General features: G+C 64.1%; 13 protein-coding genes. 7 read left to right on the top strand and 6 right to left on the bottom strand.

Annotated elements, in window-relative coordinates:
- Positions 1 to 5 precede the first annotated feature (5 nt).
- The 3 genes from EJ075_RS09260 (at position 6) to EJ075_RS09270 (ending at position 4302) form a co-directional block, all read left to right on the top strand.
- On the top strand, positions 6 to 2378 hold the full coding sequence (locus EJ075_RS09260; RefSeq protein WP_126104135.1) for an aldehyde dehydrogenase family protein: 2373 nt from the start codon (positions 6 to 8) through the stop codon (positions 2376 to 2378).
- A 180-nt stretch (positions 2379 to 2558) separates the two neighbouring features.
- A complete protein-coding gene (locus tag EJ075_RS09265; protein WP_126104136.1) occupies positions 2559 to 3290 on the top strand; it encodes an SDR family oxidoreductase in 732 nt (243 codons plus the stop codon).
- Between the two features lie 166 nt (positions 3291 to 3456).
- Positions 3457 to 4302 (top strand): fumarylacetoacetate hydrolase family protein, encoded by an 846-nt coding sequence (locus tag EJ075_RS09270; protein ID WP_095484637.1) that lies wholly within the window; start codon positions 3457 to 3459, stop codon positions 4300 to 4302.
- Between the two features lie 165 nt (positions 4303 to 4467).
- Here EJ075_RS09270 and EJ075_RS09275 read toward each other — a convergent pair whose 3' ends face one another.
- The 6 genes from EJ075_RS09275 to EJ075_RS09310 all read right to left on the bottom strand — a co-directional run bounded on the left by EJ075_RS09275 (position 4468) and on the right by EJ075_RS09310 (position 11178).
- A complete protein-coding gene (locus EJ075_RS09275; protein ID WP_095484638.1) occupies positions 4468 to 5466 on the bottom strand; it encodes an ABC transporter ATP-binding protein in 999 nt (332 codons plus the stop codon).
- 226 nt (positions 5467 to 5692) lie between these two features.
- A complete protein-coding gene (locus tag EJ075_RS09285) occupies positions 5693 to 6754 on the bottom strand; it encodes a Gfo/Idh/MocA family oxidoreductase (RefSeq protein ID WP_126104137.1) in 1062 nt (353 codons plus the stop codon).
- On the bottom strand, positions 6751 to 7590 hold the full coding sequence (locus tag EJ075_RS09290; protein ID WP_126104138.1) for a carbohydrate ABC transporter permease: 840 nt from the start codon (positions 7588 to 7590) through the stop codon (positions 6751 to 6753). The genes EJ075_RS09285 and EJ075_RS09290 overlap by 4 nt, the downstream gene beginning before the upstream one ends.
- A gap of 208 nt (positions 7591 to 7798) precedes the next feature.
- Positions 7799 to 8722, bottom strand: coding sequence for a sugar ABC transporter permease (locus EJ075_RS09300; protein WP_126104139.1), 924 nt, complete (start codon positions 8720 to 8722; stop codon positions 7799 to 7801).
- Positions 8723 to 8959: 237 nt separating this feature from the next.
- On the bottom strand, positions 8960 to 10219 hold the full coding sequence (locus EJ075_RS09305) for an ABC transporter substrate-binding protein (protein ID WP_095484644.1): 1260 nt from the start codon (positions 10217 to 10219) through the stop codon (positions 8960 to 8962).
- A gap of 2 nt (positions 10220 to 10221) precedes the next feature.
- The gene (locus EJ075_RS09310) at positions 10222 to 11178 is read right to left on the bottom strand and encodes an N-acetylmuramic acid 6-phosphate etherase (protein ID WP_126104140.1); all 957 of its coding nucleotides are present in this window, start codon (positions 11176 to 11178) and stop codon (positions 10222 to 10224) included.
- Between the two features lie 200 nt (positions 11179 to 11378).
- On the opposite strand from EJ075_RS09310, the gene EJ075_RS09315 reads away from it, so the two are divergent.
- From EJ075_RS09315 to nagA, 4 genes are read left to right on the top strand one after another with little or no spacing between them, the layout of a single operon-like run.
- Entirely contained in the window at positions 11379 to 12257 is an 879-nt protein-coding gene (locus EJ075_RS09315) for an N-acetylglucosamine kinase (protein ID WP_126104141.1), read from the top strand.
- The gene (locus EJ075_RS09320) at positions 12254 to 13036 is read left to right on the top strand and encodes a GntR family transcriptional regulator (RefSeq protein WP_126104142.1); all 783 of its coding nucleotides are present in this window, start codon (positions 12254 to 12256) and stop codon (positions 13034 to 13036) included. The genes EJ075_RS09315 and EJ075_RS09320 overlap by 4 nt, the downstream gene beginning before the upstream one ends.
- On the top strand, positions 13033 to 14064 hold the full coding sequence (locus EJ075_RS09325; protein WP_126104143.1) for an SIS domain-containing protein: 1032 nt from the start codon (positions 13033 to 13035) through the stop codon (positions 14062 to 14064). The genes EJ075_RS09320 and EJ075_RS09325 overlap by 4 nt, the downstream gene beginning before the upstream one ends.
- Positions 14061 to 15230 carry an N-acetylglucosamine-6-phosphate deacetylase gene (gene nagA, locus EJ075_RS09330; protein WP_126104144.1) on the top strand — a complete coding sequence of 390 codons (1170 nt, stop codon included), beginning with the start codon at positions 14061 to 14063 and terminating at the stop codon, positions 15228 to 15230. Before EJ075_RS09325 ends, nagA begins: the two co-directional genes overlap by 4 nt.
- The last annotated feature ends 7 nt before the right edge of the window (positions 15231 to 15237 follow it).

Genomic DNA, 15237 nt, shown 5'->3' on the forward strand with positions numbered 1-15237 from the left:
CCCTGATGAACATTCTCGAACGCTATCATGCCATGGAATACGGTCCGGCGCCGGAAGCCCGCAACGAGGCTGATGCCTGGCTTGCCGCGCGCGATTTTTCCAAAGCACTGTTCATCGGCGGCGACTGGAAAGCAGCCACAGGCGGCAAGACCTTCGAGACCAGCGATCCTGCCTCGGGCAAATTGTTGGCCAAGGTATCGGATGCCGGTGCCGCCGACATCGATGCCGCGGTTTCGGCCGCGGCAAAAGCGCTGCCGAAGTGGAGCGCATCCTCAGGCTACAGCCGAGCAAAAGTGCTCTATGCCATCGGCCGCTCCATGCAGCGCCACCAGCGTCTGTTCGCGGTGTTGGAATCGATCGACAATGGCAAGCCGATCCGCGAAAGCCGCGACATCGACGTGCCACTGGCCATCCGCCATTTCATCCACCATGCCGGCTGGGCGCAGGCGTTGGACAGGGATTTTCCCGGCCATAAGGGCGTCGGCGTCGTCGGCCAGATCATCCCGTGGAACTTCCCGCTTTTGATGCTGGCCTGGAAGATCGCGCCGGCGCTCGCCGCGGGCTGCACCATCGTGCTGAAGCCGGCCGAGTTCACGCCGCTCACCGCCATCCTGTTTGCCGAGATCTGCGAACGATCCGGCGTGCCGAAGGGGGTCGTCAACATCGTCCAGGGCGGACCGGAGGCGGGCGCAGCAATCGTCAATCATCCCGGCGTCCAGAAGATCGCCTTCACCGGTTCGTCCGAGGTCGGCAAGATCATCCGCAAAGCCACCGCAGGCTCCGGCAAGAAATTGTCGCTGGAACTTGGCGGCAAGTCGGCCTTCGTCGTCTTCGAGGACGCCGATCTCGACAGCGCCGTCGAGGGACTGGTCGACGGCATCTGGTTCAACCAGGGCCAGGTCTGCTGTGCCGGCTCGCGCCTGCTGGTGCAGGAAGGCATCGCCGACGCCTTCATCGCCAAGGTCAAGACGCGGATGAGCCGGTTGCGCGTCGGCAGCCCGCTCGACAAGAACACCGATATCGGCCCGCTGGTCGACCTGACCCAGCTCGATCGCGTCAAGGGACTGGTTGCCGAAGGCGCCAAGCAGGGCGCTGTCTGCTGGCAGCCGGACGTGGCGCTGCCGTCCTCCGGCTATTACCATTTGCCGACGCTAGCGACGGGCGTTTCGCCGGCTAACATCCTGGCACAGGAGGAGGTATTCGGCCCGGTGCTCGCCACCATGACCTTCCGCAACACCGAGGAAGCGGTCGAGCTCGCCAACAACACGCGCTACGGGCTGGCCGCCTCGGTGTGGAGCGAGAACGTCAACCTCGCACTGCACGTCGCGCCGCAATTGAAGGCCGGCGTCGTCTGGGTCAACGGCACCAACATGTTCGACGCCGCCTGCGGCTTCGGCGGCTACCGCGAGAGCGGTTTTGGCCGCGAAGGCGGGCGCGAGGGCATGTTCGAATATCTCTCGGCAAAGCTGCCGCTCGGCCCCGTCATCAAGCCGGCAACGGCTTCCGCCCAGCCTGTCGAGCAGGCCGAAAGCGACGCCATCGATCGCACGGCAAAACTGTTCATCGGCGGTAAGCAGGTCCGGCCGGACGGCAATTATTCGATTGCGGTGGCTACCGCCAAGGGCAAGCTTGCCGGTGAGGTTGGTCTCGGCAGCCGCAAGGATATCCGCGACGCCGTCTCCGCTGCCCGCGCTTGCAAGGCCTGGCCGGAGGCGACCGCCTACAACCGTGCCCAAGTGCTCTACTATCTGGCCGAGAACCTGTCCGGCCGTGCCGACGAGTTTGCGGCGCGCCTCACTCAGCTCGTCGGCGCCACCGCCAAGGCCGCGCGCGAAGAGGTCGAGTTGTCGATCGAGCGGCTGTTCCTCTATGCCGGCCTGGCCGACAAGTTCGAAGGCCGCGTCCACCAGCCGCCGGCCCGCGCCGTCACATTGGCACTGCACGAGCCGGTCGGCGTCGTCGGCATCGTGGCGTCCGACAATGCGCCCCTGCTCGGCCTGATCGCACTGGTGGCGCCGGCGCTCGCCCTGGGCAACACCGTGGTCGCGGTGCCTTCGGAACGATATCCGCTGCTTGCCACGGATCTTTATCAAGTCATCGAATATTCCGACATCCCGGCCGGCGCCATCAACATCGTCACCGGCCGCACCGCCGAACTCGCCGGCGTGCTGGCCAAGCACGACGATGTCGACGGGCTCTGGGTGTTCGCCGATGCCGAGACCTGCGCCAAGGCCGAAGCCGACTCTGTCGGCAATCTCAAGCGCGTCTGGACCGGTAACGGCCGCAGCCTCGACTGGGCATCGAGCGAGGCCGCCGGCGACGCCTTCCTGCGGCGTGCCGTCGAGGTCAAGAACGTCTGGGTGCCCTACGGCGACTGAGCGGTCGCCTTGCGCGCGGCGGCGGGCGAGAAGCGTTCGGGCTTGACGGCAGAAATGATGTTCTTTACCGAGAAAAAACATTTAGGCGAACAGCGATACAGGCGGCATGATAGTGCCTATCTGGCACATTGCGCCTTGGCCGCGTGCCGGTAAAACCGGGCGGCCACAGAGGAGAAAAGCATGGCGGATCTGGCAGGCAAGATCGTTGTCGTCACGGCGGCGGCACAGGGCATCGGCCGGGCGAGCGCGCTGGCTTTCGCCAAGGCAGGCGCCGTCGTCCATGCCACCGACATCAACGAGGTGATGCTCGCCGAACTCGGCAGGACGCCCGGGATCAAGACCCGCAAGCTCGATGTGCTGAACGACGAGGCAGTGACCTCGGCCTTTGCCGAGATCGGCGCCGTCGATGTGCTATTCAACTGCGCCGGCTTCGTTCATTCGGGCTCGATCCTCGAGATGAAGGATGCCGATCTCGACTTCGCCTATGATCTCAATGTCCGCTCGATGATCCGCACCATCCGCGCCGTGCTGCCCGGCATGCTGGAGCGCGGCGATGGCTCGATCATCAACATGGCGTCGCTGGCCAGCTCGACCAAGGGCGTGCCAAACCGCTTCGTCTATGGGCTGACCAAGGCGGCCGTCATCGGCCTGACCAAATCGGTCGCCGCCGATTATGTCGGCAAGGGCATACGCTGCAATGCCATCTGCCCGGGCACGGTCGAAAGCCCGTCGCTGCAGGATCGCATGCATGCGCAGGGCGACTACGAGGCCGCCCGCGCCGCCTTCATCGCCCGCCAGCCGATGGGCCGCTTGGGCACACCCGAGGAAATCGCCGATCTCGCCGTCTATCTGGCCGGTGCCACCTATACGTCGGGACAGGCTTATAATATCGACGGTGGCTGGTCGATTTAAGAGGCCATTAGAAACTCTACTCCGCCGGGCGCCTAGCGCGGTTTTCTGCGCTTCCGGTGCTCACGTGCTTTAAGTACGCTCCGCTCCGGTTCTCGAAGACCACGCCATTCGCCGCAGCGGAGCGAGTTTGCAAACGGCCTCTGGTCTCAACTGGGAGAAAAATTCTATGAAACTGCTGCGCTATGGCGAGGCGGGGAGCGAACGCCCCGGCCTGCTCGATGCGGATGGGACGATCCGTGACCTCTCCGCCCATGTCACCGACATTGCCGGCAAGGCGCTCGACCCGGCATCCCTCGAGGCATTGTCGAAGCTCGATCCAAAATCGCTGCCGGCGGTTTCCGGCAAGCCGCGCATCGGCGCCTGCGTCGCCGGCACCGGCAAATTCATCTGCATCGGCCTCAACTATTCCGACCACGCCGCCGAGACCGGCGCCACCGTGCCGCCGGAGCCGATCATCTTCATGAAGGCGAGCTCGGCCATCGTCGGGCCTGATGACGACGTGCTGATCCCGCGCGGCTCGGTCAAGACCGACTGGGAAGTCGAGCTTGGCGTGGTCATCGGCAAAACCGCGAAATATGTCACCGAGGCCGAGGCGCTGGATTATGTCGCCGGCTATTGCGTCGCGCACGACGTTTCCGAACGCGCCTTCCAGGCCGAGCGTCAGGGCCAGTGGACCAAGGGCAAGAGCTGCGACACCTTCGGGCCGATCGGCCCGTGGCTGGTGACCAAGGACGAGGTTAAGGACCCGCAGAACATCCCGATGTGGCTGAAGGTCAATGGCAAGACGATGCAGAACGGCTCGACCAAGACCATGGTCTATGGCGTCGCCTACCTGGTTTCCTACCTCAGCCAGTTCATGTCGCTGCATCCGGGCGACATCATCTCCACCGGCACGCCTCCCGGCGTCGGCCTCGGCATGAAGCCGCCGGTGTTCCTGAAGGCCGGCGACGTCGTCGAGCTCGGCATCGAAGGGCTGGGCATCCAGAAGCAGACGTTCAAGGCGGATTTGTAGCGGCGCTCTGCCTTCTCCCCTTGTGGGAGAAGGTGGATCGGCGCGCAGCGCCGAGACGGATGAGGGGTGCTGGAAGAAACTCCAACGCCTCATTCCGTCCAGCACCCCTCATCCGACCGAGCTTCGCTCGGCCACCTTCTCCCACAGGGGGAGAAGGAAGAGGCGCTACTTCAGCACCTTGCCATCGGCCCCGAACCGATAGGTCTTCGCCGGATCCGGCGTCGCATAAAGCGTGGCACCAGGCTCGGCATTGTAGACGCCGAAGATGCGCACGGTGATCAGGCCGGCCTTCTCGCAGTCGAGATAGAGGTTGGTGTCGGCGCCGAGATGCTCGGCATGGACGACCGTGCCTTTCCAGGCGCCGGATTTCGCATCGACGGTCAAGTGCTCGGGACGGACGCCGATGGTCTTGGCCGTCTCGCCAAGCCTGGCGCCGTCGACGAAATTCATCTTCGGTGAGCCGATGAAGCCGGCGACGAATTCATTTGCCGGCGAATTGTAGAGCTCCATCGGTCCGCCGATCTGCTCGATTTTCCCCGCGTTGAGCACGACGATCTTGTCAGCCAGCGTCATCGCCTCGACCTGGTCGTGGGTGACATAGATCATCGTTGCCTTCAGCCGGCGATGCAGTTGCGCGATCTCCAGCCTGGTGTTGACGCGCAGTGCCGCATCGAGGTTCGACAGCGGCTCGTCGAATAGAAAAAGCTTGGGCTCGCGCACCACGGCGCGGCCGATGGCGACGCGCTGACGCTGGCCGCCGGAAAGCTCGGCCGGGCGCCTTGCGAGATAGGGTTCCAGCGACAGCATAGAGGAGGCAATGCCGATGCGGCGGTCGATCTCGGCCGCCGGCGTGCCCGCCTGCTTGAGGCCGAGGCCCATATTGTTCTTCACCGTCAGATGCGGGTAGAGCGCGTAGGTCTGGAACACCATGGCGATGCCGCGTTTGGCCGGCGGGGTTGCGGAGACGTCCGCTCCGTCGATCACCACACGCCCCGAGGTCGAATCCTCCAGTCCGGCGATGACCCTGAGCAGCGTCGACTTTCCGCAGCCGGAGGGGCCGACGAAGACGACGAACTCGCCATCGGTCACTTCAAGGTTGATGCCCTTCAGCACCTCGACCGGCCCAAAGGCCTTTTTCACATTCTCGATGTTCAGCGAGCCCACGGCGTTCCTCCGGATTGGAATGTGGGCGCAGAAGCACCCCCCTCTGGCCTGCCGGCCATCTCCCCCTCAAGGGGGGAGATTGGCAGCTTTGACGCCGCCGCACTCTTCTCGATGTTGGTGATTGGCGAAAGAAAACGTGACGGCAAATCTCCCCCCTTGAGGGGGAGATGGCCGGCAGGCCAGAGGGGGGCGCCGTAGAGCGCAACTCCGGACGATAATTCTCCTGTCACAATTGCACCGCCTTCCCGCTGCGAACGCTCTCGTCGGCGGCAAGGCAGACGGCGAGCGACTTCACCGCGTCGTCCATGTGGCGGGTCAGATCGAGATCCTCGCGGATCGCCTTCAGCAGAAAGGCCTGTTCGAGATCGCAGAGATCCTGATGGCCGGGCTCACCCTCCATCGACAGCATCTCATCCGGCTTGGCGAACTTGCCGTCCGCCCCGGTCGCGGCACTGTGCAGGCGGATGGTCGATGTCTTGGTGTGGGTGTCGATGTCGTCGGATCTGACACCCTCCTTCATGACGATCGACACGCAGCCCTTGGGCGAGATCACGTCCTTCACGAAGAAGGCCGTCTCCGAGATCATCGGCCCCCAGCCGGCCTCGTACCAGCCGACCGAGCCGTCGTCGAACAGCACTTGCAAATGACCGTAATTGTACATCGTGGGCGCGATCTCCTCGCTCAGCCTCAGCCCCATGCCGCGCACCTCGACCGGCCTGGCGTCGGTGATCTGCAGCATCACGTCGAGATAGTGCACGCCGCAATCGACGATCGGCGACGTCGTCTGCATCAATTGCTTGTGTGTCTCCCAGCTATGGCCGGAGGATTGCTGGTTGAGATTCATGCGGAACACGTAAGGGCCGCCGAGCTTGCGCGCCTCGGCGATCAGCCTGATCCAGGACGGATGATGCCGCAGGATGTAGCCGATCACCAGTTTCTTGCCGTTGGCCTTGGCCGCGGCGACGACGCGTTTGGCGTCCGCCACCGTCGTCGCCAGCGGCTTTTCGACGAAGACATCGCAGCCTGCCTCGAACGCCTTCACCGCATAGTCGGCGTGGCTGTCGGAATAGGTGGCTATGCAGGCGACATCAGGTTTTTCGTCGCGCAGCGCCTCGTCGAAGGAGCGCCTGATATCATAGCCGGAAAGCACGGCCGGCAGCGGCACGTCCGAACGGTTGACCAGCGCCGCGATCTGGAACCCCGGATTGGCGTGATAGGCCAGCGCATGGCTGCGGCCCATATTGCCGAGGCCGGCAACGACGACGCGAAGAGGTTTTTCCGAATTCACTTGACCGCTCCCGAGGTGATGCCGCGGATCAGTTGCCGCGAGAAGATGACATAGAGGATCAGCACCGGCATGATCGCCAGCGACAGCGCTGCCAGGATGGCGTTCCAGTTGGTGACGAACTGGCCGAGGAACAGCTGGGCGCCGAGCGTCACCGTCTTGGTCTCCTCCGACGGCGCCAGGATCAGCGGGAACCACAGATCGTTCCAGATCGGGATCATGGTGAAGACGGCGACGGTTGCCATCGATGGCCGTACCAGCGGCAGCACCAGCCGGAAGAAGATCGTGTATTCGGACAGGCCATCGATGCGGCCGGCATTCTTCAAATCGTCGGACACCTGTTTCATGAACTCCGACAGGATGAACACCGCCAGTGGCAGGCCTTGTGCGGTGTAGACCAGGATCAGCGCCGTCAGCGTATTGACCAGCCCGCTCGCCACCATCAATTGCAGGATGGCGACGGTGCCGAGACGGATCGGGATCATGATGCCGAGCGCGAGATAAAGCCCCATCATCGTGTTGCCGCGGAAGCGGTATTCCGACAGCGCGAAGGCGGCCATGGCGCCGAACAACAGCACGAAGAACAGCGAGGCGACGGTGACGACAAGGCTGTTCTGGAAATAGTGAATGAAATCGCCTTGGCCGATCACCGTGGTGTAGCCGATCAGGTCGAAGGTCTTTGGCGTCGGCGGCGCCAGCGGCGCGCCGAAGATCGCCGCGCGGGATTTAAACGAATTCACGATGACGATGATTACCGGAAACAGGGCAATCACCGTGTAGGTCAACAGCACCGCATGGGCGCCGATGGTGCGGGGCAGGGAATGGGTTGCCGTGCTCATCCCAGAGTCTCCCGATTTTGTGCCAAGGCACCCCCCTCTGTCCTGCCGGACATCTCCCCCTCAAGGGGGGAGATTGGCAGCTCCAGCCTGGCGGCTTCTCTTGCAACGTTGAAAAGTGGCGAAAGCACTGCGGCAGTCCAATCTCCCCCCTTGAGGGGGAGATGGCCGGCAGGCCAGAGGGGGGTGCTCAAGCTCAACATCTCGCCCCCTAAAACTGATACCGACGCAGGCGCGTCTGGACGAGGAAGAGATAGACGCAGACGCCGCCAAGGATGATCAGGAACATCATCGTGGCGATCGCCGCGCCCATGTTGGGATCGCCGACCTGCAACTGGAAACCGAAGAAGGCGCGATAGAGGAAGGTGCCGAGGATATCGGTCGAATAATTCGGCCCGGCCAGCGCGCCTTGCGCGGTATAGATCAGGTCGAAGGCGTTGAAATTGCCGACGAAGGTGAGAATCGAGATGATACCGATCGACGGCAGGATCAGCGGCAGCTTGATCTTCCAGAATTGCGACATGCCTGATATGCCGTCGCATTCGGCCGCTTCGATCACCTCGTCGGGGATGGACAGCAGTGCCGCATAGATCAGCATCATCGGGATGCCGACGAACTGCCACACCGAGATCAGGCTGAGCGTGGTCAGCGCATATTGCTCCTTGCCGAGCCACGGCGTGAACAGGCTTTTGAGGCCGACAATATCCATCAGGTTAGGCGCCACGCCCCACAGCGGCGACAGGATCAGCTTCCAAGCGAAGCCGACGATGACGAAGGACAGGATCGTCGGCACGAAGATCGCCGTGCGGTAGAAGGCGGAGAACCTAAGCCTCGGGCTGGACAGCAGTGCGGCCAGCAGGACGCCGATCGGGTTCTGCACGACCATGTGGATGATGAAGAACCAGACGTTGTTGCGCAGGGCGTTCCAGAAATTGACCGACCAGTTGGGATCGCCGAACAGCCTGCGGAAATTTTCGAACCCGACGAAGACCTGGGCCTGCTCGATGTTGCGAAACAGCGAGAGCTGCAGCGTGCCGGCCAGCGGCAGGATCATGATCGCCGTATAGACCAGCACCGCCGGCGCCAGGAAGACGACGATATGCCAGCGGAACGGTCGTTTCGGTGCTGCGGCCATGCGTTCGGTCCCCGCCGATCAGGTTCTTGCAATTGCCGCAAAAAGGCGCGGCGCCTCCCTCCCCCTCGAGGGGAGGGTGCCTCGCAAAGCGAGGCGGGTGGGGTCGGCCAAGGCAGTGCGCCATCGTGGTCTCAACCGTGCCTTCCGGCAACGATGAAGCCGCGGCCTGCCTTTACCGACCCCCTCTGTCGCCTTCGGCGACATCTCCCCCCCTGAGGGGGGAGATAGCGCTCGCTCTTACTTGCCAGCCTTGTACCAGCTGTCGAGGCCGTCCTGCAGCTTCTTGGCGGCAGCTTCCGGCGTGACGGTGCCGTTGATGACGTTGGCCGATTCAACCCACGTCTCGTTCTCAAGGTTCGGCGTACCGCGCGACAGGATCTGATAGGTCGAGCGGATCGTCGATTTGCACTTGTCGCGCCAGGAGACGAATTCCTGGGCCAGCGGGTCTTCCATCTTCACCGGCGTGTTGTTCAGGCTGAAGAAGCCCGGCAGCGCGTTGGCGTAGATGGTGGCGAAATCAGGCGAGGCCACCCAGGTCAGGAAGGTCTTGGCCGCATCAGCATTCTTCGACGCCGCATTGAGGCCCATGCCGATGTCGGTGTGGTCGGAGATGTAGCAGGTGTCGCCGGCCTTCTGCACCGGCGGCGGGAATGCGCCCATCTTGAACTGCGCCTGCGTGTTGAACAGGCCGATTTCCCACGAGCCGGCCGGGTAGATGGCGGCGCGGCCGAGCGTGAACAGGTTCTGGCTGTCCGGATAGGTCTGTGCCTCGAAGCCGTCGCCGAGATAGGGCTTCCACTTGGCCAGCTCTTCATATGGCGCCACCCAGTCCTTGTCGGTCAGCTTCTGCTCGCCCTTGATCAGGGCAGCGCGGCCTTCCTCGCCCTTCCAGTAGTTCGGGCCGATGTTCTGGTAGCCCATGGTCGCGGCTTCCCAAAGGTCCTTGGTACCCATCGCCATCGGGATGTAGGTGCCGTCGGCTTTGATCTTGTCGAGCGCGGCGTAGAACTCCTCGTTCGTCGTCGGCACCTTGATGCCGAGCTTGTCGAAGGCGTCCTTGTTGTAGATGAAGCCGTGGATGACGGAAGCCATCGGCACACAGAAGCTCGCCTTGCCGTCGTCGGTCTGCCATGCGGCCTTGGCGACGTCGGAGAAATTCTCCATGCCGGGCAGTGTCGAGATGTCGGCGAGGTTGCCCTTCTTGAACAGCTCCAGCGACTTGTCGAACGGGCGGCAGGTGATCAGGTCGCCCGCCGAGCCGGCGGCGAGCTTGGCGCCGAGTGCTGCGTCATATTCGGTCGGTGCCGACGGCGCGAACACCACCTTGATGCCCGGGTTCTTGGCCTCGAAAGCCGGGATCAGCTTGTCCTTCCAGATGGCAAGGTCGTCGCCACGCCAGCTTTCGATGTTGAGCGTTACGTCTTGGGCATAGGCCATTCCGGCTGAGCCGAGAATGCTGGTGCCGAGAAGAAGTGCCGTCAGTAGTTTCGTTGTCATGCTCAGTCTCCCTGTTGACCTTTTTCAGGTTCGGTTTTGAGAACAGAGGCTTTTTGCCCCATGCTCCCCTCAATCACGGAAAGGGCCGGGCGCAGCTTCTGGCCGGTCCCTTCCAGTATCTTCTGCGCCGCAGCGGCGCTGGCGACGCCGGCGGCGAGCAGAATGGCGGTCTTGACGCCGCCGCCGCTCTTCTCGAGCAGGCGCGCCGCATCGTCCTTGTCGCGCCCGCTGATGGCGGCGACGATGCGTGCGGCGCGGTCGCGCAGCTTGATGTTGTCGGCCATGAGGTTGACCATGTAGCCGTCATGCACATGGCCAAGATGGATGGCGGTCAGCGTCGAAAGCATGTTGAGCGCGATCTTCTGGGCAGTGCCGGCGCCCATGCGCGTCGAGCCGGCGATCAGCTCAGGCGGCGTTTCGAGCAGGATGGCGATGTCGGCCAGCCGAAGCAGCGGCGCATCCTTGTTGTTGGCGATGGCGATGGTCGCCGCGCCCCGGCGCCTGGCGTCCTCGATCGCCCTGACGGCATAGGGTGTCGAGCCGCTGGCCGAGACCGCAATCAGGCAGTCGCCTTCGCCGATGCCGGCATTGGCAACCGCGGCAGAGGCTTCGTCGATATCGTCTTCCGGCCCGCCGGCCAGTGTCTTGAAGGCATCGTCGCCGCCGGCGATCAGTATGGCGATGCGGTCGCGCTGAATGCCGAAGGTGCCCGGCAGTTCCAGCGCATCGGCCAGCGCCATCAGTCCCGAGCTGCCGGCCGCCGCATAGGCGAGCTTGCCGCCGCTCTTCAGCCGGGCGGCGATGATCTCGGCTGCATCGGCGATGGCGGGGATGGCGCCGCGCACCGCCTTGGCGGCCTCGATCTGCGCATTGGCCAAAGAGGAAAGGATGGCGTCCGGAGCCTGGATATCCAGCCCTTCGGCATTCTGGTGAAGCGCTTCGGTGCGCGTTTCTGCCATCCGCTTTCCCTCCAATCCAGAAAACAATACCAAAAAAATACCACTTGTCCACACGCATTAACGGAATCGTTGCAGCCAAAGCGGCCTACAGGCAAAATGTGTTGATTTTTCAATAAAATACCGCTTAATCTTTTTGAAACGGAAATTAATCCTTGGCTATTGGTACTTTATTGGTATTATCCGCCCGGAGGAGAAATCGCGTGAATTTCGTGCTTGGCATCGATGGCGGCGGCACCAGCTGCAGGGCGGCCCTTGCGACAGCGGACGGCACCGTCGTCGGCCGCGCCAAGAGCGGCGCCGCCAACATCCGCACCGATCTCACCGGCGCCAGGACCAACATCGTCGAGGCGGCGAGGCAGGCCTTTGTCGACGCCGGACAAGACCCCGAACTGATCCCGCAGACCCCGGCCATCCTAGGCCTCGCCGGCGCCAATGTTGGCACCTACAGGCAGCAGCTCGAAGCCATCCTGCCGTTCAGCCAAAGCCGTGTCGAGACCGATGCCGAGATTGCGCTCGAAGGCGCGGTCGGCTCCGGCGACGGCGCCATGGCCATCCTCGGCACCGGCACCGCCTATATGGCGCGCAGACAAGGCAAATCGCGCGCCATTGGCGGCTGGGGTTTCCAGGTCGGCGACCAGGGCAGCGGCGCCCGCATCGGCCGCGACCTGCTCGAACAGACGCTGCTCGCCTATGACGGCATCCGCGAAGCGTCGCCGCTGACGCAGGCCATGCTCGCCATCTTCCGTGACAATCCCGAGGATTTGGTCGAGTTCACCACCAATGCCAAGCCCGGCGATTTCGGCGGCTTCGCGCCCAAGGTCTTCGACCATGCCGAAAAAGGCGACGCCGTCGCCAACTGGATCCTGGACAAGGCGGTCGCCGATGTCGAGGCAGCACTTGGCGTCCTCGATCTCGGCGGCGACGATCCGCTGTGCCTGCTCGGCGGGCTGGCGCCGTTTTACGCGCCGCGCCTGTCGTCGCGCTACCGGGCGCTGCTGAAGCCGCCGCTCGACGATGCGCTGGGCGGCGCGGTGCAGATGGCGGTCCGTGTCTTCGCCAAAGCGGAGGCAGCACGATGAGCGAGGCCGCCGACCAGATTTTCGCCACGCTGAAGCAATCCTCGCAAAGCGGCGCGCCGCTCTATCTGCAGCTCAGGAAGAGCATCGAGGACGCTGTCAATCGCGGCCTGATCGGGCCGGGCGACGCGCTGCCTTCCGAGCGCGACATCGCCACCAAGGCCGACATTTCGCGCGTCACCGTGCGCAAGGCGGTGCAGGATCTGGTCAAGGGCGGCATCCTCGTCCAGCGCCATGGCTCCGGCACTTTCGTCGCGCCGCGCATGGAGCGCGTCGAGCAGTCGCTGTCGCGGCTCACATCCTTCACCGAAGACATGGCGCGGCGCGGCATGGCTGTCCGTTCGGCCTGGCTCGACCGCGGCCTTTATGCGCCCTCGCCGGACGAGATGATGGTGCTCGGCCTGTCGTCGAACGAGCTGGTGGCCCGCGTGGCGCGCCTGCGCATCGCCAACGACACGCCGCTGGCGATCGAGCGCGCGGCACTGTCGGCCAGGGTGCTGCCCGACCCGGCAGGAATAGGGTCCTCGCTCTATGCTGCGCTGGAAACGACCGGCCTCCGGCCGGTGCGGGCGGTGCAGCGCATTTCGGCCGCCAATCTCGGCGACAGTGACGCGCGCCTGCTCGAAGTGCCGCCCGGGATTGCCGGGCTGCACATCGAGCGTATTTCCTATCTGGCGAGCGGCAAGGTGATCGAATTCACCCGCTCCATCTACAGGGGCGACGCCTATGATTTCGTCGCCGAGCTCCGGCTGAGCGGGCCGGGCGAAGAGGGCCGGCCATGAGCGCGACCAAAACTCATATGCGGCGCGAGATCGAGGAGATCCCGGAGGCGACCGCGCGCCTGCTCGATGGTTCGGCAGCCGTGCTGACCGAGGCCGGGCGCGGCATTCGCGAGCGCGACCCGCATTTTATCGTCACCGTGGCGCGCGGCTCCTCCGACCATGCCGCCACCTTCATGAAATATGCCGTGGAGCTGACCGCCGGCCTCGCGGTCGCTTCGGTCGGTCCTTCGATCGCCTCGATCTATGGCGCCAAGCTCAAGCTCGGCGGCTCGGCTTGCCTGGCGATCTCGCAATCGGGCAAGAGCCCGGACATCGTCGCCATGGCGCAAGCCGCGAGGGCGGGTGGTTCGCTGACCGTCGCCATCACCAACACCGCCGATTCGCCGCTGGCGCGCGCCTGCGACTACGCGATCGACATACTGGCCGGGCCGGAGCGCAGCGTCGCGGCGACCAAGACCTTCGTCAATTCCGCCGTCGCCGGCCTCGCCTTGATGGCGCACAGCACCGGCGACGACAAGCTTCTGGCAGCACTTGCCCGCCTGCCGGAGCATTTCCGCAAGGCGATCGCCTGTGACTGGATGGCGCTGGCCGGTGCCTTGGAGACGCCGAAATCGCTGTTCATCCTCGGTCGCGGTCCGTCCGCGGCGATCGCCAATGAGGCGGCGCTGAAGTTCAAGGAAACCTGCGCCATGCATGCCGAGGCCTATAGTGCTGCCGAAGTGATGCATGGCCCGCTGGCGCTGGTCGGGCCCGACTTCCCGGTGCTGGCGCTCGCCGCCCGCGATGCTTCCGAGCCGTCGGTGGCCGAGGCTGCCGACAGCCTGGCGGCCAAAGGCGCGGCCGTTTTCGTGACCTCGGACAAGGCGAAAAGCGCTCAGCACCTGCCGCATGTCGCCACCGGCCATCCGCTGACCGACCCGCTGGCGCTGATCGTGTCCTTCTATGGCTTCGTCGAGGCCTTTGCTCGCCATCGCGGCCTCGATCCGGACACGCCGCCCAATCTTCGCAAGGTGACGGAAACCATATGAGCGACCGTTTTGCCCTGACTGGCGCCCGCATATTCGACGGTGAGGACTGGCATGACAACGCCGCCCTTGTCGTGCGTGACGGCCTTGTCGAGGCCATCGTTCCGGCAGGCGCCATTCCGTCCGGTGTCGAGCGTGTCGAAACCGACGGCGGCATGCTTGCGCCGGGCTTCGTCGACCTGCAGGTCAATGGCGGCCGCGGCGTCATGCTCAACGATCATCCCGATGTCGCCTCGATCGAGACCATCTGCCGGGCGCACGCGCCGTTCGGCACGACGGCACTGCTGCCGACGCTGATCACCGACACGCCTGAAATCACCGCAGCGGCGGTTGCCGCCGGAGCGCTGGCCGCGCAACAGAAGGTGCCGGGTTTTTTGGGCCTGCATCTCGAAGGCCCGCATCTATCGGTCGCCCGCAAGGGCGCGCATGATCCGGCATTGATCCGGCCGATGACCGACGTCGACCAGGCGATGCTGATAGCAACGCGAAAAACTCTGCCGGTGCTGCTGACAACGATCGCGCCTGAATCCGTCGACCCCGCGCGCATTTCGGCGCTCGTTGAGGCCGGCATCGTCGTCAGCCTCGGCCATTCCGATACCGGCTATGCCAAGGCGCGCGGGTTCGCCGATGCCGGCGCAACGGTGGTCACCCATCTGTTCAACGCTATGAGCCAGATCGGCAATCGCGAGCCGGGGCTGGCGGGTGCCGCCATCGATACCGGCACATTGTTTGCCGGCATCATCGCCGACGGCATCCACGTCGATCCCGCCACCATGGCGATTGCCTTGCGCGCCAAGCAGGGGCCGGCAAAAATTTTTCTGGTCACCGACGCCATGGCGACGATCGGCACCGACATGACCTCGTTCACGCTGAACGGCCGCACCATCTACCGCAAGGACGGCCGGCTGACGCTTGCCGACGGGACGTTGGCAGGCGCCGATCTCGACATGATCGCCGCCGTGCGCTTCGTTCACCACGTCGTCGGACTGGACCTGTCGGAGGCGCTGCGCATGGCTTCGCTCTATCCGGCACAAGCGATCGGCCAGGCGCATCGGCTTGGGCGCTTCGCCAACGGCACCGCCGCCGATATTGTTTCGCTGTCGGACGAATTGGACGTCAAGGGCGTCTGGATAGAAGGCGACAAGGTTTTCGGAGCAGGCATCAATTGAACGCAAA

This window comes from Mesorhizobium sp. M6A.T.Cr.TU.016.01.1.1 (assembly GCF_003952585.1).
Taxonomy (GTDB): Bacteria; Pseudomonadota; Alphaproteobacteria; order Rhizobiales; family Rhizobiaceae; genus Mesorhizobium; species Mesorhizobium mediterraneum.